General features: G+C 59.8%; 17 protein-coding genes. 11 read left to right on the top strand and 6 right to left on the bottom strand.

Annotated elements, in window-relative coordinates; translation table 11 throughout:
- Positions 1 to 8: 8 nt before the first annotated feature.
- The 10 genes from ndk to G5179_RS14875 all read left to right on the top strand — a co-directional run bounded on the left by ndk (position 9) and on the right by G5179_RS14875 (position 9,761).
- Positions 9 to 437, top strand: coding sequence for a nucleoside-diphosphate kinase (gene ndk, locus G5179_RS14920; protein WP_005333805.1), 429 nt, complete (start codon positions 9 to 11; stop codon positions 435 to 437).
- Between the two features lie 167 nt (positions 438 to 604).
- On the top strand, positions 605 to 1,708 hold the full coding sequence (locus G5179_RS14915) for a bifunctional tRNA (adenosine(37)-C2)-methyltransferase TrmG/ribosomal RNA large subunit methyltransferase RlmN (RefSeq protein ID WP_005344856.1): 1,104 nt from the start codon (positions 605 to 607) through the stop codon (positions 1,706 to 1,708).
- Positions 1,709 to 1,719: 11 nt separating this feature from the next.
- Positions 1,720 to 2,511: a PilW family type IVa pilus biogenesis/stability lipoprotein TapF gene (gene tapF / locus G5179_RS14910; RefSeq protein ID WP_421258636.1), complete on the top strand. Its 792-nt coding sequence runs from the start codon at positions 1,720 to 1,722 to the stop codon at positions 2,509 to 2,511.
- Complete coding sequence (gene rodZ, locus G5179_RS14905) at positions 2,501 to 3,469, top strand: cytoskeleton protein RodZ (RefSeq protein WP_421258635.1); 969 nt, start codon at positions 2,501 to 2,503, stop codon at positions 3,467 to 3,469. The genes tapF and rodZ overlap by 11 nt, the downstream gene beginning before the upstream one ends.
- Positions 3,470 to 3,479: 10 nt before the next feature.
- Entirely contained in the window at positions 3,480 to 4,595 is a 1,116-nt protein-coding gene (ispG, locus tag G5179_RS14900; RefSeq protein ID WP_227340754.1) for a flavodoxin-dependent (E)-4-hydroxy-3-methylbut-2-enyl-diphosphate synthase, read from the top strand.
- A 138-nt stretch (positions 4,596 to 4,733) separates the two neighbouring features.
- Entirely contained in the window at positions 4,734 to 6,011 is a 1,278-nt protein-coding gene (gene hisS / locus G5179_RS14895; RefSeq protein WP_005351051.1) for a histidine--tRNA ligase, read from the top strand.
- A gap of 3 nt (positions 6,012 to 6,014) precedes the next feature.
- Positions 6,015 to 6,665, top strand: a complete 651-nt coding sequence (locus tag G5179_RS14890; RefSeq protein ID WP_021229680.1) for a YfgM family protein — start codon at positions 6,015 to 6,017, stop codon at positions 6,663 to 6,665.
- Positions 6,658 to 7,842 (top strand): outer membrane protein assembly factor BamB, encoded by a 1,185-nt coding sequence (bamB, locus tag G5179_RS14885; RefSeq protein ID WP_201986157.1) that lies wholly within the window; start codon positions 6,658 to 6,660, stop codon positions 7,840 to 7,842. The genes G5179_RS14890 and bamB overlap by 8 nt, the downstream gene beginning before the upstream one ends.
- 74 nt (positions 7,843 to 7,916) lie before the next feature.
- Positions 7,917 to 9,413 carry a ribosome biogenesis GTPase Der gene (gene der, locus G5179_RS14880; RefSeq protein WP_043823902.1) on the top strand — a complete coding sequence of 499 codons (1,497 nt, stop codon included), beginning with the start codon at positions 7,917 to 7,919 and terminating at the stop codon, positions 9,411 to 9,413.
- A 123-nt stretch (positions 9,414 to 9,536) separates the two neighbouring features.
- On the top strand, positions 9,537 to 9,761 hold the full coding sequence (locus G5179_RS14875) for a zinc ribbon domain-containing protein (protein ID WP_421251784.1): 225 nt from the start codon (positions 9,537 to 9,539) through the stop codon (positions 9,759 to 9,761).
- A gap of 373 nt (positions 9,762 to 10,134) precedes the next feature.
- Here the strand turns inward: G5179_RS14875 and mltF are convergent, their stop codons facing one another.
- Entirely contained in the window at positions 10,135 to 11,619 is a 1,485-nt protein-coding gene (mltF, locus tag G5179_RS14870) for a membrane-bound lytic murein transglycosylase MltF (RefSeq protein ID WP_005344877.1), read from the bottom strand.
- Between the two features lie 149 nt (positions 11,620 to 11,768).
- Here mltF and purL point away from each other — a divergent pair, with 149 nt between their 5' ends.
- Positions 11,769 to 15,692: a phosphoribosylformylglycinamidine synthase gene (gene purL / locus G5179_RS14865; protein ID WP_421258634.1), complete on the top strand. Its 3,924-nt coding sequence runs from the start codon at positions 11,769 to 11,771 to the stop codon at positions 15,690 to 15,692.
- Positions 15,693 to 15,764: 72 nt separating this feature from the next.
- Here the strand turns inward: purL and G5179_RS14860 are convergent, their stop codons facing one another.
- The 5 genes from G5179_RS14860 to nuoM form a co-directional block, all read right to left on the bottom strand.
- The gene (locus tag G5179_RS14860; RefSeq protein ID WP_254203392.1) at positions 15,765 to 17,306 is read right to left on the bottom strand and encodes an HD domain-containing phosphohydrolase; all 1,542 of its coding nucleotides are present in this window, start codon (positions 17,304 to 17,306) and stop codon (positions 15,765 to 15,767) included.
- Positions 17,307 to 17,322: 16 nt separating this feature from the next.
- The gene (locus G5179_RS14855) at positions 17,323 to 18,753 is read right to left on the bottom strand and encodes an HD domain-containing phosphohydrolase (RefSeq protein ID WP_421258633.1); all 1,431 of its coding nucleotides are present in this window, start codon (positions 18,751 to 18,753) and stop codon (positions 17,323 to 17,325) included.
- Between the two features lie 2 nt (positions 18,754 to 18,755).
- Positions 18,756 to 19,880: an FIST signal transduction protein gene (locus G5179_RS14850; RefSeq protein WP_216962189.1), complete on the bottom strand. Its 1,125-nt coding sequence runs from the start codon at positions 19,878 to 19,880 to the stop codon at positions 18,756 to 18,758.
- Positions 19,881 to 20,061: 181 nt separating this feature from the next.
- A complete protein-coding gene (gene nuoN / locus G5179_RS14845) occupies positions 20,062 to 21,525 on the bottom strand; it encodes an NADH-quinone oxidoreductase subunit NuoN (RefSeq protein WP_421258632.1) in 1,464 nt (487 codons plus the stop codon).
- Positions 21,522 to 23,066, bottom strand: coding sequence for an NADH-quinone oxidoreductase subunit M (nuoM, locus tag G5179_RS14840; RefSeq protein WP_421258631.1), 1,545 nt, complete (start codon positions 23,064 to 23,066; stop codon positions 21,522 to 21,524). The genes nuoN and nuoM overlap by 4 nt, the downstream gene beginning before the upstream one ends.
- Positions 23,067 to 23,157 lie beyond the last annotated feature (91 nt).

Genomic DNA, 23,157 nt, shown 5'->3' with positions numbered 1-23,157 from the left:
AGATATCAATGGCCATCGAACGTACCTTCTCTATCGTCAAACCGGATGCTGTCAGCAAGAACCTGATCGGTGCCATCTATAGCCGTTTCGAAAGTGCAGGCTTGAAAGTGGTGGCATCCAAAATGCTTCACATGAGCAGTGAACAGGCTGCCGGTTTCTATGCCGAGCATCAGGGCAAGCCTTTTTATGACAATCTGGTCAGCTTCATGACCTCTGGCCCTGTCATGGTGCAGGTGCTGGAAGGGGAAGACGCCATCCGTCGCAATCGCGAGATCATGGGCGCTACCAACCCGAAAGAGGCGCTGGCTGGTACCTTGCGTGCCTGTTATGCCGAGAGCATCGATCGCAACGCAGTGCATGGCTCCGATGCACCTGCATCCGCTGCCCGCGAAATTGCCTACTTCTTCTCTGACAACGAGATCTGCCCGCGCGGCTGATTTTTGTGGATGATGACCCAAGGGAGCCTCGGCTCCCTTTGTTGTTTTCGCCGTTTACGCAATATCCCTCTATTCTCCAGGTGGAAAGCCAGACCCATTATTTGTACAATGCCGCCCCCTGACGTCGTCAGCCAATAATTGATGAAGTGTTTGAACTGAGGCCATTGATGAGCGAAACAAAAATCAACCTGCTGGATCTTGATCGGGATGCCATGCGTGCCTTTTTCGTCGAACTGGGCGAGAAGCCATTCCGGGCAGATCAGGTCATGAAGTGGATCTATCACTTTGGGTGTGATGATTTCGATCAGATGACCAACGTCAACAAGGTGCTCAAAGAGCGCCTCAAGGCGATCGCCGAGATCAAGGCGCCCGAGATCAGCCGCGAGCAGCGCTCTGCCGATGGCACCATCAAGTGGGCTCTGCAGGTGGGCGATCAGGAGGTAGAGACCGTCTACATCCCGGAAGATGACCGCGCGACCCTCTGCGTCTCCTCTCAAGTTGGCTGTGCGCTGGAGTGCAAGTTCTGCTCCACGGCTCAACAAGGCTTCAACCGCAATCTGAAAGTCTCCGAGATCATCGGTCAGGTGTGGCGTGCGGCCCGCGTGGTCGGTGGCAAGCGTCCCATCACCAACGTGGTGATGATGGGGATGGGCGAGCCGCTGCTCAACCTCGCCAACGTGGTGCCCGCCATGCGTCTGATGATGGATGACTACGGCTTTGGCATCTCCAAGCGCCGGGTGACCATCTCCACCTCTGGCGTGGTACCTGCGCTGGACAAGCTGGGTGACCAGATCGACGTGGCGCTGGCTATCTCCCTGCACGCCCCGAACGACAAGTTGCGTTCAGAGATCATGCCGATCAACGACAAGTACAACATCGAGGAGTTCCTCGCCGGTGTCCGTCGTTACCTGGCCAAATCCAATGCCAACGGTGGTCGGGTGACCGTCGAATATGTGCTGCTCGATCATATCAATGACGATATGCAGCATGCTCACGAGCTGGCCAAGGTGCTCAAGGATACCCCGAGCAAGATCAACCTGATCCCGTTCAACCCCTTCCCGGGCAACCCTTATGGCAAGCCGAGCAATAGCCGTATCGATCGCTTCTCCAAGGTGCTGATGGAGTACGGTTTCACCGTGATTGTCCGCAAGACCCGTGGTGATGACATTGATGCCGCCTGTGGTCAGCTGGTGGGTGACGTGATTGACCGTACCAAGCGAACTATCAAAAATCGGATGCAACAGGATGGGATTTCCGTCAAAATGGTTTAAATGCTAAGCCATTGTATAGACAGGGAATGGATACACGTACATTGATCGTAGTGGCAGCGCTCTGCGCGCTGCCAGGCTGTGTGACCGAGACCACTTACGCTGGCCAGAACTCGACCCAGCGTGAAGTGGGTCCTGACCTCAAGGCGGCTGCCCAAACCCGCCTCGACCTGGGTATCCAGTACCTGCGTCAGGGCAATGCCGAGCAGGCCAAGTTCAATCTTGACCGTGCCCTCCAGTATGACCCCTCCAACCCCCAGATCCAGATCGGTTTTGCCTACTTTTACCAGAAGGTAGGAGATTTCAAGGCGGCTGAAGAGCATTACAAGAACGCCCTTGCCATGGATCCGTCCAATGCTGACGCAATGAACAACTATGGTGCCTTCCTCTGTGATCGCGGCCGTTATGATGAGGCAGACAAGGCATTCAACCAGGCTGTTATTCAGCCAGGCTACGTAAAAATTGCCGATACCTATGAAAATGCGGCACTTTGTGCGCTGCAAAATCGCAGAAATGATAAAGCAGGCGAGTACTATCGCCTGGCCTTGGGGTATAATCCCCGCAATCCAGGGTTATTGCTGGACTTGGCCGAGCTTTCCATGAAAGATGGCAAGCTGCCTGATGTGCAGTCCTACCTCGCCCGTTTTGCCGATGTGTCAGACGAGAACGAGGAGAGTCTCTGGTTGAGACTTCGGCTGGCACAGGCGATGGACAAGCCGGCATTACTTCACCAATTCGGGACTGAGCTGGTAAGGCAATATCCCACTTCGCAACAAGCCAAGCGTTATTTAGCCAATGACTATTGAACAGCAACACGATTTCCAAGACGACTCCCAGGCAGTAGGCCCAGGCCAATTGCTGCGCAACGCCCGTGAACAGCTTGGCTGGACACGAGAACAGGTTGCGTCCCGCATTCACCTTCGTCTGACCCTGATCGCCGCTATCGAATCGGATACCTACGACAAGCACACCTCCCATACCTTTATTCGGGGCTATCTGCGTACCTATGCCAAGTTGGTCGGGATCCCGGAAGAGACCATTCTGGCCGCTTACGACAAGCTGGGTCTGACTCCTCCCGACAATATCGACATGCAGAGCTTCTCCCGTCGCTCCCGCCAGCAAGCCAACGACAGTCGGCTCAAGGTGGTGACCTGGCTGGTGATCCTGGTGTTGATTGCGCTCTCGGTCGCCTGGTGGTGGCAGAGTACTTCCCGTCGCTCCGCCGGTGATGAAGCGCTGGCAGCCACCGAGATGAGTGCAACCAGTTCGACTCCGGCTGAACCTGCTATCACGCCGCCCGATGCGATCAACACCGCTCCGGTGGAAGGCGCTGCCATCGCACCGGCCGCAACTGACATGACTGCCCCTGCGGTGGTTTCCGATGCGACGGCTACCTTGGCGCCTGCTTCTGCGGCTGTGGCCCCGAGCGATGTCAGTGCGGCTGTCGGCACTGCGACTGATGCTGCGGTATCCGGTGCCAATGGCACCGAATCTGAAGAGGCTGTCGTTGATCCGGCGACTGCGCCGCAACTGAAGATGAGCTTCACCGCCGATTGCTGGCTGGATGTGAAGGATGCCAACGGCAAGACCCTGTTCAGTGGTCTGAAGAAGGCCAACGACGAGCTGGTGCTGGAAGGCGCCGAGCCCCTGAAGTTCATCATTGGCGCGCCCATGGCCGTCAAGCTTGACTACAAGGGGCAGTCGTTTGATATGAGCCGTTACAACAACGGTCGTACAGCCCGCTTCTCACTGCCGCAGGAGTAATCTGTTTCCCATGTCTTCTCACGAATCTCCCATCATTCGTCGTAAATCCAGACAGATCATGGTTGGTAATGTACCGGTTGGGGGCGATGCCCCCATTACCGTGCAGACCATGACCAACACCAAGACCACAGATGTCGCCGCCACCATCGAGCAGATCCAGCGGATCGAGCGGGTCGGTGCCGATATCGTCCGTGTCTCCGTGCCCACCATGGAAGCGGCGGAAGCCTTCCGGCTCATCAAACAGCAAACCCGCATCCCCATCGTTGCCGATATCCACTTCGACTATCGCATCGCCCTGAAAGTGGCCGAGTACGGTGCCGACTGCCTGCGTATCAACCCGGGCAACATCGGCAACGAGCAGCGGGTGCGCTCGGTGGTCGATTGCGCGCGCGACCTCAATATCCCGATCCGTATCGGGGTCAATGGCGGGTCGCTGGAGAAAGATATTCAGGAGAAGTACGGCGAGCCGACCCCGGAGGCGCTGGTGGAGTCCGCCATGCGCCACGTGGACTATCTCGATCGCCTCGATTTCCAGGATTTCAAGGTGAGCGTCAAGGCCTCCGATGTGTTCCTGGCAGTCGGTGCCTATCGCCTGCTGGCCAAGCAGATTGAACAGCCGCTGCACCTTGGCATCACCGAAGCGGGCGGTTTCCGTGCCGGCGCGGTGAAGTCTGCCATCGGTCTGGGTATGTTGCTCACCGATGGCATCGGCGATACCCTGCGTATCTCGCTGGCGGCGGATCCGGTGGAGGAGGTAAAGGTCGGTTTCGATATCCTCAAATCCCTGCGTATTCGCTCCCGTGGCATCAACTTTATCGCTTGCCCATCCTGCTCACGGCAGGAGTTCGATGTGATCGCTACCGTCAATGCACTGGAAGAGCGGCTCGAAGACATCATCACCCCGATGGATGTTTCCATCATCGGCTGTGTGGTGAATGGCCCGGGCGAAGCGCTGGTCTCCGACCTTGGTCTGGCGGGTGCCGCCAACAAGAGTGCCTTCTATGAAGGGGGCCTGCGGGTCGATCGGCTCGACAACAAGGATCTCATTCCAACTCTGGAGCGCCGCATTCGCGCCCGCGCCGCCATGCTGGATCCCGCTAACCGGATCCCGATGGACAAGGAGTGAGCGAAACAGGGCCACATTGGGTGGCCCTGTTTCCAGGTGACTGATTTTAAATCCCGCATCCGGATTCCCTGATTTTACCTTGGGGGGGAAAATCCCTATAATGCGGCCAAATTTTACCTCTTTTTCTCGAGTATCAACGTGGCAAAACAGATCCAAGCTATTCGCGGTATGAATGATTGCCTGCCGGAGCAGAGCCCGGTATGGCAGAAGGTTGAACAGATCCTGCGCCAGGTCGTTGCCAGCTATGGCTACAGCGAAGTGCGCATGCCGATTGTCGAGCAGACTCATCTGTTCAAGCGCGCCATCGGTGAAGTGACCGACGTGGTCGAAAAAGAGATGTACACCTTTGAAGACCGTAACGGCGACAGCCTGAGCCTGCGTCCGGAAGGGACCGCCAGCTGCGTCCGTGCCGGTATCGAACACGGTCTGCTCTACAACCAGGAACGCCGGATGTGGTACATGGGCCCCATGTTCCGTCACGAGCGTCCCCAGAAGGGCCGTTATCGCCAGTTCCACCAGTTCGGTGTCGAGCTGTTTGGCATCAACGGGCCGGACATTGACGCCGAGCTGATCATGCTGACCCACCGTCTGTGGCGTCTGTTTGGCATCAGCGAGCATGTCACCCTGCAGCTCAACACCCTGGGTCAGAGCGCCGAGCGTGCCGCTTACCGCGATGCGCTGGTGGCCTATCTGGAGCAGTACAAGGAGCAGCTGGACGAAGAGAGCCAGCGCCGCATGTACAGCAACCCGCTGCGGGTGCTCGACTCCAAGGATGAAAAGGTGCAGGCCATTCTGGCGGGGGCCCCGCGTCTGTTTGACCATCTGGGCGAAGAGAGCCTGGCCCACTTCGAGGGGCTCAAGCGCCTGCTCGAGTCTGCCGGTATCAAATACGAAGTGAACGAGCGTCTGGTGCGTGGTCTTGACTACTACAACCTGACCGTGTTCGAGTGGGTCACCAGCAGTCTGGGTGCCCAGGGCACCGTCTGTGCCGGTGGCCGCTACGATGGTCTGGTAGAGCAGCTGGGCGGTCAACCGACCCCGGCCGTGGGCTTTGCCATGGGCATGGAGCGTCTGGTGCTGATGCTGGAAACTCTCGAGCTCAACGCCGATATCCGCCCGGCGGTGGATGTCTATCTGGCGATGGTGGGCGAGGGGACCGAACAGGCTGGCTTCCAGCTGGCCGAGCGTCTGCGCGATGCCCTGCCGGACCTGCGCCTCATGAGCCACTGCGGTGGTGGCAACTTCAAGAAACAACTCAAACGTGCCGACAAGAGCGGCGCGGCAATCGCCCTGATCCTTGGTGAGACCGAGGTGCAAAACGGGGAGATCACTATCAAATATCTGCGTGGTCAGGCCGAGCAACAGACCGTCAAGGTTGACGCCGCCATTGCCCTGCTGGCAGCCAAAGGAGAGTAAGCTGTGGAAGTCTATACCACCGAAGAACAACAGGTTGAGGTTATCAAGGAGTGGTGGAAAGAGAACGGAACCTCGGTGATTGCCGGGACCGTGATCGGTCTGGTCGGTCTGTTCGGCTGGCGCTATTACAACCAGCACCAGCAAGAGACCATGGAGGCCTCCTCCCACTCTTACAACCAGGTGATTGAGCAGCTGGCCAAGGGCGATGCCGCCGGTTTCGAGCAGGCACAGCAGTTTGTTACCGCCAACAAGGGTGACTCCTACGGTGAACTGGCCGCGTTGCAACTGGCTGCCGCTGCCGTCAAGGCGGGCAAGCTGGATCTGGCTGCCGAGCAGCTGGAGCTGGTGGCGACCACGGGTGACGAGAGCATTCGTCCCATCGCGGCGCTGCGTCTGGCCCGTGTGCTGAATGATCAGGGCAAGGCAGATGAAGCGCTGGCCAAGCTGGCAACCATCCAGAATGAGGCCTTCAAGGCGCAGGTAGCCGAAGCCCGTGGTGATGTGCTGCAAAAGCAGGGCAAGACCGAAGAGGCTCGTGATGCCTATCAGGCGGCGGCGGATGCCGGCGGCCTGCAGGGTAGCGCCGAGCTCAAGCTGAAAATGGACGATCTGGCCCTGCCGGCCGTAGCGACTGGTGAGGCACCGGATGCGTAATCTATTCAAGATGGTGGCGCTGGGGGCTGCGGTCTCCTTCGCTCTGCAGGGTTGCTCCCTGTTCAGTTCCGAAGAGGATCTCAACCCGATGGCGCCGCTGCCCAAGGTTGAATCTGCCTTCACTGCCGACACCGCATGGTCATCTACTGTGGGTGATGGCATCGGTAACTTCTACTCCCAGCTCAAGCCGGTGGTGGAAGAGGATCGTATCTATGCGGCGGCCCGCGACGGCGATGTCAGCGCCTTTGACCGTGCCAGTGGCGATCGCCTCTGGACTGTCGATCTGGCCGACCTGCCGGTCAACGCCGACAAGCGCAGCGCCCGCCTTTCCGGCGGCCTGGTCTCCCGTTACGGCAAGCTGTTCCTCGGTTCCGAGAACGGGGTGGTCTACGCCCTGAACGAAGAGAATGGCGAAGTGCTGTGGCAGACCAATGTGCCCGGCGAAGTGGTGGCAAGCCCCGCGGTGGAAGATGGCCGCGTGGTAGTGCTGACCACCTCCGGTCGCCTGATCGCCCTCGACACTGATGAAGGCAAGATGCAGTGGTCGCTCTCCGAAGAGCAGCCGCCACTGACCCTGCGCAGTGCCGGTGCACCGGTGATCACCAACGGCGCCGTGATTTACGGTCGTGCCGATGGCAAGGTGGGCATCGCCCTGCTGAGCAACGGCCAGCCTGTGCGCCAGTCCAAGGTGGCTGATCCGCGCGGTGCCACCGAGCTGGACCGTATGGTTGACGTCGATGCCAGCCCGCTGATTGCCGGTGATGAGCTCTACGCCATCGCCTACAACGGTCAGCTGATGGCGCGCAAACTGATGACCGGCGATGAAGTGTGGAAGCGCAAGTATTCCGGCTATCGCGATCTGGCGATGACTGGCAATGCCATCGTGCTGACCGACAGCCGCAGCCATCTGTTTGCCATCGACCGTCGCAACGGTCTGGAGCTGTGGTCCAACACCCAGCTGGAAAATCGTACCGTCACTGCACCCGTCATCTTCGGTGACTATGTGGTGGTGGGTGATGTGGAAGGATACCTGTATTGGCTTGATCGTACCGACGGTACCATCAAGGCGATGCAGCAGCTCGATAGCAGTGGTCTCTATGCCGCCCCGCTGGTGGATGGCGAGACCCTGTATGTGCAGAGCCGTGACGGCAAGTTGTACGCCCTCAAGCGTCCTTGATCGTCCGATAATGTGAATATCCGGCTCCTGGTCTTCGGACCCGGAGCCTTTGTCGTCTTGAGAATGAGGCTTTTATGACTCCTGTAGTAGCCCTGGTGGGCCGCCCCAACGTGGGGAAATCCACCCTGTTTAACCGCTTGACCCGTACTCGGGATGCCCTGGTTGCCGATTTTCCCGGTCTGACCCGGGACCGTAAATACGGTCAGGCGAAGTTGGGCGAGCTGGAATTTATCGTGGTCGATACCGGCGGTATCGATGGCACCGAAGAGGGGATCGAGCTGAAGATGGCCGAGCAATCCCTGCTGGCCATCGAAGAAGCGGACGTCGTGCTGTTCATGGTGGATGCCCGTGCCGGTCTGACCGCGGCGGATCAAGCCATCGCCGAGCACTTGCGCAAGGCCCACAAGAAGGTATTTCTGGTGGCCAACAAGACCGACGGTATCGACGGTGATTCCGCGGTCTCCGAGTTCTACGGTCTGGCGCTGGGCGAGGTCTACCAGATCGCGGCCGCCCACGGTCGTGGCGTACTGAGCCTGCTGGAACTGGCCCTGGCTCCCCATCTGGAGACCCTGGTCGACGCTGCTACCGATGAAGATGCGCAGGATGAGGAAGAGGAGGACTTCGACGAAGAAGCCCTGCTGCGCATGGTGGCTGCCGGTGAACTCGATACCAAAGAGGACACCAAGGAGACCCCGTTTGCCGACCTGCCCATCAAGTTCGCCATCGTTGGTCGTCCCAACGTCGGTAAATCTACCCTGACCAACCGTATGCTGGGTGAAGATCGGGTCATCGTCTATGACATGCCCGGCACCACCCGTGACTCCGTTTACATTCCGATGGAGCGTGACGAGCAGAAGTATGTGGTTATCGACACCGCCGGTGTGCGTCGTCGTGGCAAGGTGCACGAGACGGTGGAGAAGTTCTCCGTTATCAAGACCCTGAAAGCTATCGAAGATGCCAACGTCTGCCTGCTGGTGATCGACGCCCAGGAGACCATCACCGATCAGGACTTGAGCATCCTTGGCTATGTGCTCCACGCCGGTCGCTCCGTGGTGCTGGTGGTGAACAAGTGGGATGGTCTGGATCAGAAGGTGAAAGAGGATGTGAAGAACGAGCTGGATCGTCGCTTGGGCTTCATCGACTTCGCTCGCGTCCACTTCATCTCCGCCCTGCACGGCAGCGGTGTCGGCCATCTGTTTGAATCCATTCAGGAGGCTTACCAGTCCGCCACCCGTCGTACCAGCACGGCCATGCTGACCCGCATCATGCAGATGGCGCAGGAAGATCACCAGCCGCCGATGGTTAATGGTCGCCGCGTCAAGCTCAAGTATGCCCACGCCGGCGGCTACAACCCGCCGCGCATCGTGATCCACGGCAACCAGCTGAACGACTTGCCGGACTCCTACAAGCGGTATCTGATCAACTACTTCCGCAAGTCCCTCAAGATCATGGGCTCGCCGATCCGGGTCGAGTTCCAGGAGTCGGTCAACCCGTTTGAAGGCAAGAAGAACACCATGACCCTGAGTCAGGAACGTCAGCGCAAACGCCTGCTGAAAATGAAGAAGAAATAAGCCCTTGCGGCTGCCCTCACCGGCAGCCGCTTTGTTATCCTCGCCATGTTAAGGTGAGGAATAAGGGGAGGGGGATCTGCCATGGAACAAGACCATGGCAGATCCACTTTCGAGGAGTTGATTATGGAAGCCCTGTTTTGCCCGTCATGCCAGGCTGAACTGGATACCCGCAGCAAGGAGCAAACCTGTGGCCAGTGTCAGGCCAATGTCCGCGTCACGGCCATCTGCCCCACCTGCCAGCAGGAGTTGGAGCGTCTCAAGGCGTGCGGCGCGGTGGATTACTTCTGCAACCACTGCAACTCGCTGATCTCCAAGCGGACGGTACAGTTCAAGGCTGAGCTGGTTTAAGACGATATTTAGGTGAGAAAGAAGATAAAAAAACCCGGCGAATGCCGGGTTTATGCTGTGTGCTCTGCAATAAGCAGGGTATAGGATCGATTTCTGCGCCACAGGTTGCGCTTGATGTCATTAAGCTTGAGTTTGCGTCTGGGGCTCCAGCTGCACTTCGCTTTTCTGACCAGACTGATTTTTCTACGTTTTTGCATCTTGGTCTCCTCCCAACTCAGTTGGCCATCCCGGCCTTGGGTCATTGATGGAGCCCATCCGAAATTGCTGTTATTTAATCTCTCAACATAATGAAAACAATGCGATTTCGGATAGGCTCCGATGTGAATCGATGGTAACAGAGAAGTTTGCGTGAAAACAGCCGAATAATGGCTGGTTAGCGCATGGTGATCTGATTGACCACTTCGGCGATGGCGGTGGGGCGCTCGGCCAGCTCGGGCTCGCTGTCGTTGTCGAGACTCTCCCGCTGATGTGCCTTCTGTTGCTCGTTGTCGAGCCAGAGCAGACTCTGGTAATACTGGCGCACGTTGTTGACATAGTTACGCGCCTCGCTGCCACGGGCATAGCCGTAACGTACCTTGCGGTGCCAGCGCGCTTGCTGCAGCAGCGGCAGCACCTCTTTCACGTCGCTCCAGGCGTCAGGATTCTTGCCGAGCTCTTTGGTCAGGCGGCGGGCGTCCATCATGTGGCCGTAACCGATGTTGTAGGCGGTGAGGGCAAACCACACCTTCTCGTCATCGGGCACCGAATCCGGCACCTTCTCCATCATCTGTTGCAGATAGAGGGAGCCACCTTTGATGCTCTCTTCCGGATGAAGCCGGTCGTTGACCCCCATCGCTTTTGCAGTGGGCTCGGTCAGCATCATCATGCCGCGCACGCCGGTGTAGGAGCGGGCCTGCGGGTCCCAGTGGGACTCCTGATAGCTGATGGCGGCGAGCAGACGCCAGTCGATATTCTTGGCGTGAGTCTGGAACAGCGGCTGGTACTTGGGCAGCAGGCTCTTGGCGCGCTTGAGGAAGGTGCGGGTATCGACAAAGTCGAAGTTCTGCACGTGGCCGAAGTACTTCTCGTCGAGCTTGGCGATGGCACCATCCATAAAGCGCTGACCGAAGAAGTCGATCACGCTGGCATAGAGGCTGTCATCGGGCAGCTTGCTCATGGCCCAGGCAACGGTTTGCTTCTGGGCCAGGGTCAGCCCCTCGGTGAGCTCCGGGTAGTAGCGCTGTGTACGGGCCAGCACGGTATCCTGCACCACCGTGTAGTCAATCTTGCCATCCACCACCTGCTTGAGCAGCTCCTCAACATCGGCGTTGTCGCTGGTGCTCCAGGCTAGTTTCGGATTCTCTTTGCTCATCTCTTTGAGCAGATCTTCCCCGGTGGAGCCGGCGGCCACCACCAGCTTGCCCTTGATATCGTTCAACGAAGCCGGCTTGGGTTTGCCGTTGCGATAGACCAGTTTGGGAGAGACCTGATAGAAGCCCGGGCCGAAGCGAAACAGCTCGCGCCGCTCGGGGGTGACCATGATGGCGGCAGCTGCCAGATCGAGTTTGCCCTTTTTCAGCAGGGTGACCAGTTGGTCAGTGGTGTCGACCGGGATGATGGTGAGTTTCACCCCCAACCAGTCGGCATAATTTTGCGCCAGCTCGTAATCGAACCCCTGGGCGAGGTCGTCACGCTGGTAATAGGAGGTGGGACCATAGATGGTGCCAACCCGGATCTCGCCTCGCTGGCGGATCTGCTCCAGCTGGCTGGAGGGGCTATAGAAGTCGCAGCCAACCAGCGTCAGCGTCAACAACAGCCCGATAAACAGTCGAAAAATGCAGCGCAAGTAGGTGAGTACCTTTGTTGAAAAAATCGGCATTTGTCAAAAAAGAGGCACCTTTATACCAGAGAGTGTGCGCAGAGTCACACTGCACGAAGTGAGAAAAACGTTTGTCCGCTGTGAGCCAGATCCCTATAATACGCGCGTCTCAATTCCCCCCCACTTTAAAACTTGGTGAGAAAGGTCATATGGATATCTTGCGTGGTGCCCCAGCACTGTCTGATTTTCGTGTCCAAAAACTGCTGCAACGCTTCGCACAGATGAGAAACGAGAGTGGAGTAGAGAGCGGAGTAGAGATAGAGGATGTCTATGCCGAGTATGTGCACTTTGCCGAGCTGACAAGCCCCCTCTCTCCCCCCGAGCGAGCGACCTTGGGCCAGCTCTTGCGCTACGGCCCGACCATCCCCGAACACACCCCCAGCGGTCAGCTGTTTCTTGTTACCCCCCGCCCCGGCACTATCTCCCCCTGGTCTTCCAAAGCAACCGACATCGCCCACAACTGCGGCCTGAAACAGGTCAAGCGGCTGGAGCGTGGTATTGCCTATTACCTGACCATCAAGGGGCAGGGTGAGTTGAGTGCCGCCCAGCGCAGCGCCATTGCCGCCGTGCTCCATGATCGGATGATGGAAGTGGTGTTTGCCGAGATGAGCGAAGCTGCCGCCCTGTTTGCTCACCACGAGCCGCGCCCCTTCACCCAGGTGGATGTGCTGGGCGGTGGTCGCGCAGCCCTGGCCGAAGCCAACGTGGCGCTCGGTCTGGCGCTGGCCGACGACGAAATCGACTATCTGGTGGAGAACTTCACCAAGTTGGGTCGCAACCCCAACGACATCGAGCTCTACATGTTCGCCCAGGCGAACTCCGAACACTGCCGTCACAAGATCTTCAATGCCGACTGGACCATCGATGGCGAACAGCAGCCCAAGTCGCTGTTCAAGATGATCAAGAACACCTTCGAGCAGACGCCGGATCATGTCCTCTCTGCCTATAAAGACAACGCCGCCGTGATGGAAGGGAGCCAGGGTGGCCGCTTCTTCCCGAGCCCGGCCAACGGCGAATACCAGTATCACCAGGAACAGGTCGACATCCTGATGAAGGTGGAGACCCACAACCACCCGACCGCCATCTCCCCGTTCCCGGGCGCAGCCACCGGCTCCGGCGGCGAGATCCGCGACGAGGGGGCCACCGGTCGCGGTGCCAAGCCCAAGGCGGGTCTGGTCGGTTTCTCCGTCTCCAACCTGCGCATTCCCGGCTTCGAGCAGCCCTGGGAGCAGGATTTCGGCAAGCCGAGCCGCATTGTCAGCGCCTTTGACATCATGCAAGAGGGGCCGCTCGGCGGCGCCGCGTTTAACAACGAGTTCGGCCGTCCGGCCATTCTCGGCTACTTCCGTACCTTCGAAGAGGAGGTGCCGAGCCACAATGGCGTCGAGGTGCGTGGCTACCACAAGCCCATCATGCTGGCGGGCGGCATCGGCAACATCCGCACCGAACATGTCCAGAAAGGGGATATCCCGGTCGGTGCGGCGCTGATCGTGCTGGGTGGCCCGGCGATGAACATCGGTCTGGGCGGCGGTGCGGCTTCCTCCATGGCCTCCGGCCAGTCGGCCGAAGATCTCGATTTTGCCTCGGTGCAGCGCGATAACCCCGAGATGGAGCGCCGCTGTCAGGAGGTGATCGACCGCTGCTGGCAACTGGGGGACGATAACCCTATCGTCTTCATCCACGACGTGGGGGCGGGCGGTCTCTCCAACGCCATGCCGGAGCTGGTGAGCGATGGCGATCGCGGCGGTCGCTTCGATCTGCGCGCCATCCCGAACGACGAGCCGGGCATGAGCCCGCTCGAGATCTGGTGCAATGAATCCCAGGAGCGTTACGTGCTGGCGGTGGCCAAGGAGAAGCTGCCGCTGTTCAAGGCGCTGTGCGAGCGCGAGCGCGCCCCCTATGCCGTCATCGGTACCGCGACCGAAGAGAAGCATCTCACTCTCTCGGATGAGCACTTTGACAACCACCCCATCGACCTGCCGCTGGACGTGCTGCTGGGCAAGACCCCCAAGATGCATCGCGATGTGGTGACCCTGCCTGCACAAGGCAAAGCGCTCCAACTCGATGGCATCACCCTCGGCGAGGCGGCCGAACGGGTACTGCGTCTGCCGACCGTAGCGGAGAAGTCCTTCCTCATCACCATCGGCGATCGCAGTGTGACCGGTCTGGTCAACCGCGACCAGATGGTTGGCCCCTGGCAGATCCCGGTGGCCGATTGCGCCGTCACCGCTGCCACCTACGACAGCTATCACGGTGAAGCCATGTCGATGGGCGAGCGTACCCCGGTGGCGCTGCTCTCCCACGCCGCCTCCGCTCGCATGGCGGTGGCGGAAGCGCTCACCAACCTGGCACCGGCCCACATCGGGTCGCTGAAGCGGGTCAAGCTCTCCGCCAACTGGATGGCCGCTGCCGGTCACCCGGGTGAAGATGCCGGTCTCTATGAGGCGGTCAAAGCGGTGGGCGAGGAGCTCTGCCCGGCCTTGGGCATCACCATTCCGGTGGGCAAGGACTCCATGTCCATGAAGACCCGCTGGCAGCATGATGGCAAGGAGCACAGTGTCACCTCGCCGCTCTCCCTGCTCATCTCCGCCTTTGCCCGGGTCGAGGATGTGCGCAACACAGTCACGCCACAACTGCGTACCGATCTCGGTGAAACCGACCTTATCCTCGTCGACCTTGGCAATGGCAAGCAGCGCCTCGGCGCCTCGGCGCTGGCGCAGGTCTATCGCCAGCTGGGTGACAAGGCGCCGGATCTCGACAATCCGGTCCAGCTCAAGGGCTTCTTCAACGCCATTCAGGCGCTAGTGGCCGATCGCAAACTGATCGCCTACCACGACCGCTCCGACGGTGGCCTGTTCGTCACCCTGACCGAAATGGCGTTTGCCGGCCACTGCGGCCTCGACATCCAGCTCGATCGCATCGGCGGCGAGCTGCTGCCGGCGCTGTTCAACGAAGAGCTGGGCGCCGTCATTCAGGTGCGTCGTGAAGACAAAGAGACTGTGATGACCCTGCTGGCCGGTCACGGCCTGGCGGCTTGCTCCCATGTGCTCGGTACCGTGCGCGAAGGGGATCTCATCACCCTGCAGCGGAGCGGTCAGGAGGTCTATCGCGCCAGCCGCACCGCCCTTCGCACCATCTGGGGCGAGACCAGCTGGCAGATGCAGCGCCTGCGCGACAACCCCGAGTGCGCAGATCAGGAGCACGCGGCCCGTCAGGACGCCACCGATCCGGGCTTGCAGGCCAAGCTCAGCTTCAACCCGGCCGAAGATGTGGCCGCACCTTACATTGCCCGTGGGGTCTCCCCCCGTCTGGCCGTGCTGCGCGAGCAGGGTGTCAACTCCCATGTGGAGATGGCGGCGGCGTTCGATCGTGCCGGTTTCGCGGCGATCGATGTCCATATGAGCGACATCCTCTCCGGTCGCATCAAGCTGGAGGAGTTCCAGACCCTGGTGGCCTGTGGCGGCTTCTCCTACGGTGACGTGCTGGGGGCGGGCGAAGGCTGGGCCAAGTCCATCCTGTTCAACGACAACGCCCGCGAGCAGTTCCAGCGCTTCTTCGAACGCGGCGATACCTTGTCGCTGGGCGTGTGCAACGGTTGCCAGATGATGTCCAACCTGCGGGATCTCATCCCGGGTGCCGATCTCTGGCCGCGCTTTGTGCGCAACCGCTCCGAGCGCTTCGAGGCGCGCTTCAGCCTGGTGGAAGTGCAGGAGTCCCCGTCGGCCTTCTTCGCCGGCATGGCAGGCTCGGTGATGCCCATTGCCGTTTCCCACGGGGAAGGGCGTGTCGAGGTGCGCGATGCCGCTCACCTGAACGCGCTGCAGCAGAGCGGTCTGGTAGGACTGCGCTTTGTCGACAACCGTGGCAACGTGACCGAGCAGTACCCGGCCAACCCGAACGGCTCGCCGGATGGTATCACCGCCGTGACCACCACCGACGGTCGCGCCACCATCATGATGCCGCACCCGGAGCGGGTGTTCCGCACCGTGGCCAACTCCTGGCACCCCGACAACTGGGGTGAGGACGGCGCCTGGATGCGGATGTTCCGCAACGCCCGGGTTCGTCTGGGTTAATCGCGACTGCGCCAACGCATAAAAACAGAAACCGGCCAAATTTGGCCGGTTTTTCAATATGGGCTCTGTCGATCAGGTTTGGCCGTGGCCAAGTTCATGAGGGGTAAACTCTCCCCGATCCAGAATACGCAGACAGGCATCGACCACGGCTTCATCCAGCTGGACTCCCCGCATGGCCATGATATGGGTTCGGGCCTGCGCAATCCCCAGGGCAGCACGGTAGGGACGATCCGATGACATGGACTCCACTATATCGGCGACCGTGAGAATGCGCGCTTCCAGCAGGATCTGCTCGCCTTTTAACCCTGATGGATAGCCGGAACCGTCGAGATACTCGTGGTGCTGGTGGATCATCCGGGCTATGGGCCAGGGCAGGGCGATATCCTTGAGCACCAGATAACCCGCTGTCGGATGCTCCTTGACCAGATTGAACTCCTGGGGGGTCAGTTTGCCCGGTTTGGTGAGGATCTCGACAGGGACCTGGATTTTGCCGATATCGTGCACCATGGCGCCCAGATAGAGACCGCGTAGCGGTTTATCACCCAACCCCAGTTCTCGGCCGATGGCCAGCGCCAGGGTAGCGACATGCTTCTGGTGTCCGGCGGTGTAGGGATCGCGTTGTTCCAGCACGGCAGCGATGGCTCCCAGCGCATCCTCCAGGGCCAGCTCCAGTTGGCGGGCATGCATGGCTTTTTCACGCTGGGCGGCAAGATAGGCCTGCTGGGTTCGACGTGCCTGCAGGCCATAGGTCAGGTAGTCGGCCAGTCCGTTGAAGAGATGCACCTCCTCATCGGTGAAGGCTCTGGCCTGCGTGCTGTGAATAAGCAGTCCGCCTGGCACAGTGGCTTGCCACTGCAATGGCAGCAGCAGCCGTCCCCTCAAGGTGGCGGAGTGGTGGACCAGTTCGGTGCCAAGTGCTTCGTTGCGCATCTCGCCTGAACTGATTGCACTGATCAGGGCTGCGTCCCGGGTGAGCCAGTTATCGCTGGCAAACCAGACGGCCTGACCTGCCTGCGCCAGGATCTGTACTCTGTTCTGATCAGCGGTCTGCAGTACGGTCACCAGGGGAAAACGGCCATCGAAAGTGATGGCATCACAGATCTCCTGCAGTAGTGTCTGTTCATCCCCCTGCTTGAGCATGGCATGGTGGGCGCGGGTTATTGCTTCCAGCGTCCAGGTATATTGCTGGAGACGCTCCTGCTGCTGTTTCTGGTCGGTGATATCTTCGAAAAAGACAGCGACACCGATCACCTTGCCCAGCTCATCGTACAGGGGAAACTTGGTGGTACTGAGCCAGCGGTCTTCACCCCCTTTCAGATAGGGTTCTTCGTGATGCCGGGTTGTGCCGCTGGCCATGACCTGGAGATCGTCATCCCGGTAGCGTTGGGCCAGCTCGGCCGGGAAAAAATCGGCATCGCACTTGCCAACCAGTTCGGCCGGGGTGAGGGCCAGATCGTCGGCCAGCAGTCGGTTGCAGGCGATGAAGTGTGAACGGGTATCTTTCAACAGGACGCGATAGGGCAGCTGTTCCATCACCTGATGGAGCAGGGCTGCGGTGGGGTGAGAGCTGACGCCCGGTGGCTGAATGGATGGCGGTAGATCTTTTAACATCATCTTGGTGCAACCAGAGTCAGGTGGTAGTAAAGCGGTAGCCCGCTTGCCAGACGGCGAAACAGGCATCGACCACCTGTTCGTCGTAATGCACACCGGCATAGCGCGTCAGCTCGGCGAACGCATCGGTGAGAGAGAGGGCGCGCCGGAACGGACGGTGGGCCGTCATGGCGGCCAGGGAGTCGGCGACCCGTATAATCCTCGCCTCCAGCGAGATCGCATCCCCCTGTAGCCCTTGTGGGTAGCCGCTACCATCGAGATTTTCATGGTGCTGCATCACTATGGTGGTGATGGGCCAGGGGAAGTCAATCTGTTGCAGGATCTCGCGGCCAGTGTCCGGATGCTGTTTGATCAGTTCGAACTCAACCGGCCTCAGTTCCCGCGGGCGTGTGAGGATCTCCGCCGGGATCTGCAGCAGGCCGATGTTATGCACCATGGCCGCAAGACCCAATCCATCCAGCTGCTCTTGCGGCAGTTGCAGCTGTTGACCTATAGCCAGCGCGAGATCATGCACGCGCCGTTCGTGTCCTGCCGTGACCGGATCTTTGTGGGCAATCGCGGAGGAGAGGGCCGCGATGGTCTGAAACAGCAGGGTGCGCTGGCGCAGCTCGCTTTCCTTGATATGGGTGATGTCGACCAGTGCCCCTATGATTCCGGCCACCTCGCCCTGATGGTCATAGAAGAGATCCTTGAAGTTGAGCACCTGGTAGCGGTGGCCGCTGCGATCAAACAGCGTGTGTTCAAAATATTGCGGCTGCCTGCTGCGCAGCACCTCCATGTCCCTTTGGGTATATTCGTCCGCCATCTCCGGGGGCAGGATTTCGTCCACCCGCTTCCCCTGCAGCTCGGCCTTGCTGATCCCGGTGACCTGGGTAAAGGCCGGGTTGCAGCTGAGAAAGCGCCCTTCGACATCCTTGTAGAACACCGGGATGGGAATGGCCTTGAGCAGGGATTCGTTGAGGCGCTGCATGTCGACCAGCTCGGCTTGCTGGCGCCTGGCGAGCTGTTCGCTGTCCTTGCACAACTGGATGGCGCGCGCCAGATTACCGAGCACCGGGCTGAACAGATGGCAGACCGGCACTGTGTGCTGCTGGGGTTGGGGGGCCAGCAGCAAGATGAGATATCCCCCGTCAACCCTGAGCCGATAGGCAAAGTGGTACGGTCGGCCACCGGGGAGAGGCAAGGTCGTTTGCAGCGCACATTGGTCACCTTCAACAATCCTGGCAGGCAAGGAGAGCAGCGAGCCACTGTGCCGGGATAGCTGATCATCACCAATGACCTTGAGCAGCTCATATCCTTCCCGTTGCTGCTGCAATACCACACCAACCGGTGTGGCACAGTGAAACATAAAGCGCTGCACCACCTTGGTGAGCAGGGCATCGAGTGTGACCTCCCGACCGATGCAGAGGGCGAGATCGCAGACAATGGCCATGGCGTGATCGTTATTCATTGCTAACCCTCGCTGAGACAGAGGATGGCACCGTTGTGAAAGAGCGGGTAATCCCCCGGCCTTACACTTCCTATCTCGCCAAGAGAGAGGGCCCCGACCAGCTCGTGGGCTCCGCTGTGGCTAAAGAGGGTCTCCAGCTCCAGGGTGCTCTGTTCGCCGAAGTGCTGCTGACGGCCGGCGCAGTAATAGATCTCGAGGCGCTCGGGTGTACCGTGCCGGCCGAGCTTTTCGGCCAGTTCGACAGCGTGCTCTGTGGGGCTTTCCGGGGCTTTCAGCAGTGTGAGAATACTGTGGTCAGGCACCTCTCCGACGCAGAGCAGGGCACCGTCGTCGGTAACGGCGACCGGGATCCGCACGATCACATCGCCATTGGCTCGCAGCAACCCCAAGGGCAAATGTACACCGTACCGATAGAACTGCTCTGGTGTGAGGTTTTGCTGGAACTGTTGCCGGATCAGGGATTGATAGCGGCTAAAAGCCGGCTCCCAGTCGATAAAGGAGATCTTGTTGCCTTCACTGCTGGTGGCGAGCATGGGCTGGGCAGTGAGTTGATAGCCGTGCTCCAGCAAGGGGGGACTGTGGGGGGAGAGCAGTGCACAGCTGACCCCATGCCCCAGCAATCTCTGGGTGTCAAACAGGCAGGGCATGGCTGTGAACTGGCCGCTACCTGCATTGACACCCGCATAGTTGACCCTGTCCGCCAGCCTTAGATAGATCCCCTCGAGCAGGGTTGCAATATTGGGGAGCATGGCGTCAAAGGTGAGAAAGAGGGTGGGAACCTTCTCGGTGTCCGGCCATTCTGCCAGTCGGGACGCCAACTGCTCGCAGATGATATCGGCCAGTGTATCGGCACTGGCTGTAGGGGAGAGCGAGAGCAGCAGAGGATTGTGGGATGCTGGTCGGGGCAACAGCCAAGCCCCCCTTTCGTGGAAACCGTGCCGACTGACAAGGCGTGGAAAGATGGCGCCGCAGAGTTGAATGTTGAGGCGCTGACACTGCTGCTGCAGATCGGCAACGCGTGCGGCATCCCGCTCGGCTAGCAACACATCGAGTCGTTGCCCCTCATAGGGAAGCAATGCATCGGCCAGTGGATGCGCATCAAATTGATGAAAAGTAGGCTGCATCATCGCTCGGAACTCCATTCCTGCCAGTCATCAATATATCAGCAAGGGGGTTGGATGAATACCGGACGAGACCAACGGCTGCACGGGGTGTGAGATGCCAACACAAAAGGGTCTCTGCCAGCAGGCAATCCACATAAAAAAGAAACCGGCCACATGGGCCGGTTTTGAAGGGAAATGAGCCGGGTTACTGCAACACCACCTGCTGGAACCCTTGTACCAGACTGATGACCGGCTGGGGATAGAGCCCCAGCAACACCACCAGGGCGGCAGAGAGCAGTACCACCACACCACCGGAGGAGAGCGCCCAGTCGGCGCTGGCATCGCGCTGCTGCATGCCCGGTTCGCGCAGATAGAGGGTCACCATCACCTTGAGGTAGTAGTAGAGACCCAGTGCGCTGCCGAGCACGATGGCGCCGGAGAGCCACCAGAGCTGCGCCTCGACGGTGACGCCGATGAGGTAGAACTTGCCGATAAAGCCGAGGGTCATCGGGATGCCCGCGAGTGACAACATCATCACCGTCAGTACGGCAGTCAGATAGGGGCGCTTCCAGAACAGACCGCGATAGCTGTGCAGGGAGTTGGCATCCTTGCCGCGATAGGGGCTCGACATCATGCTCACCACCCCAAAGGCACCCAGGCTGGTGAACAAATACATCAGCAGGTAGACCCCGGCTGCTTCCACCGGCATCTGGCCGAATCGGCTCGCCACGATCACCGCCAGCAGGTAACCGAAGTGGGAGATGGAGGAGTAACCCAGCATCCGTTTGACGTTGGTCTGCACCAGGGCCAGCAGGTTGCCGACCAGGATGGATATGACCGCCATGGCTGCCAGCAGCCAGTGGATCATGGGATCGCTCGCCGCCGGTACCGCCAGATAGAAGCGCAGCAGCACGGCAAAGACCGCCACCTTGCTGACGGTGGCGAGGAAGGTGGCGACCGGTGCCGGGGCTCCTTCGTAGACATCCGGGGTCCAGAGGTGGAAGGGGGCCAGGGAGAGTTTAAAGGCAAAGCCGACCAGCATTAACCCCAAACCCCCCATCAGCAGCGGATGGTGAGCCGGGCTCTCGGCCAAGGACTGCCCCAGGGCAGCAAAGCTCAGGCTGCCTGCCTGCGCGTAGAGCAGCGCCATGCCAAACAGCAGGAAGGCGGTAGCGGCGGCAGAGAGCACCATGTATTTCACCGCCGCTTCCAGCGAGTGGCGCTCGCGGTAGGCGTAACCCACCAGACCGAACATCGGCAGGGTCAGCATCTCGATCCCGATAAAGAGAGAGGCGAGGTGACGGGAGCAGGCCAGCACCAGACCACCAGCGGTGGCGATCAGCAGCAGCAGGAAAAACTCCTCCCGGTTGTCCGGGTAGGTTTTCAGCCAAGATTGACCGAAGGTACAGGTAGCCAGCGCGCCGATGAGTACCAGTCCCATGTAGAAGACGGCGTAACTGTCCACTTGCAGCAGCGGGGTGACCCCCTGATCTCCTTGCGCCATCACGATGGGCAGTGAGAACAGTGCCAGGTTGAGGCCAACAATGGTCACGGTAAAGGCGGTGGTGACACAGCGGCGCCAGGCGATGGCCAGCATCAGGGCCGCCATGGCCCCGGTGGTCAACAGCAGGGGAAGCAGTGCCAGCAGTTGGGAAGCGGAGAAAGTCATTGCAGGGCTCCAGCAGTCGGCAGCAGATACCAGTGCAGCACGTTGATAAGGCTGCTGCTGGCGGTGTCAATCACGGGTTGGGGATAGAGGCCAAGCAGAACCAGCAGGCCCGCGATCACCATCATCATGGTCAGCTCGCGGCGATCCAGCCCCTTGAGCATGCTCTCATCCTTGGCGGGGCCAAAGCAGGCGCGCTGCAACATGATGAGGGAGTAGACAGAGGCCAGTACCAGACCGAAGGTGGCGACTGCCGTGATGACAGGGGCAACCTGGAAGCTGCCGACCAGGATCAGGAACTCGCCGACAAAGTTGCCGGTGCCCGGCATGCCAAGCGACGCCACCGAGAAGAAGAGCATCACGCCGGGCAGATAGCGCAGGCGTCCCCACAGGCCGCCCATCTGGCGCAGATCCCGGGTGTGCAACCGCTCGTAGAGCTGACCACAGAGGATAAAGAGGCCGGCTGCGGAGAGACCGTGGGCGATCATCTGCATCACGGCGCCCTGCAGGGCCAGCTCGCTACCCGAGTAGATGGCGATCATCACAAAGCCCATGTGGGAGATGCTGGTGTAGGCTACCAGCCGTTTGATGTCGGTCTGGGCAAAGGCCACGATGGCACCGTAGACGATCCCGATCAGGCCAAGCACCATGGCGTAGGGAGCAAACTCGGCGGATGCTTCGGGGAAGAGCGGCAAGGCAAAGCGCAGCAGACCGTAGGCGGCGGTTTTGAGCAAAATACCTGCCAAATCCACCGAGCCTGCGGTCGGCGCCTGACTGTGGGCATCCGGCAGCCAGCCGTGCAGCGGTACCAGCGGCATCTTGACCGCGAAGGCGATAAAGAATCCCAGCATCAGCAGCCACTGAACGCCCTTGCTCATCGGGGTATTGAGCAGCTCCAGATAGTTGAAGGTGAAGACTCCGGTGGCATGCTGGTGGGTCAGCACCAGCCCGATGATGGCCACCAGCATGATAAGGCCCGAAACCTGGGTGTAGATGAAGAACTTGGTTGCGGCGTTGATCCGTGATTTGCCGTCAGTGACCGAATGGCCCCAGAGCGCAATCAGGAAGTACATGGGGACCAGCATCATCTCCCAGAAGAAGAAGAAGAGGAACAGGTCCAGCGCCATAAAGACCCCGAGCACGCCGCCCAGGATCCAGAGCAGGTTGAGGTGGAAGAAGCCGATGCGCTGCACGATCTCTTTCCACGAACAGAGAATGGCCAGTACCCCGATAAAGCAGGTGAGGATCACCATCAAGAGCGACAGGCCATCCACCGCCAGATGCAAAGAGATGCCGAAGCGGGGGATCCAGGGCAGGCGCCACTCGGCGGCCCAGGCGGAGGCAGCACCAGAGACGCCCGCGCTGTCGAGGCCGGTCGTGGCAAGGGAGAAATCACCACTTAGCCAGATGGCACAGGAGAGCAGCAGGCTGGCGCTCATGGAGAGCAGGGCAACCCAGCGGACAAACTGCCCGCCGAGACGCTCCATCTGCCAGCAGAGCAAGCCGCCGATAAAAGGAATTAGCAAGATCCAGAGTAAGGTCACGGTATCAGCTCTCGTTCAAGTTCATATGAGATTGCGCTCCCTGTTCCATCAGGGAGAGCAAACAGCCCGGCTGTACGATCTTCGTGTTGTT

This window comes from Aeromonas sp. 600886 (assembly GCF_049174935.1).
In the GTDB taxonomy this organism is placed as follows: domain Bacteria; phylum Pseudomonadota; class Gammaproteobacteria; order Enterobacterales; family Aeromonadaceae; genus Aeromonas; species Aeromonas veronii_A.
The sequence above is the reverse complement of the archived record's forward strand: the minus strand, read 5'-3'. Positions and strand labels throughout refer to the sequence as shown.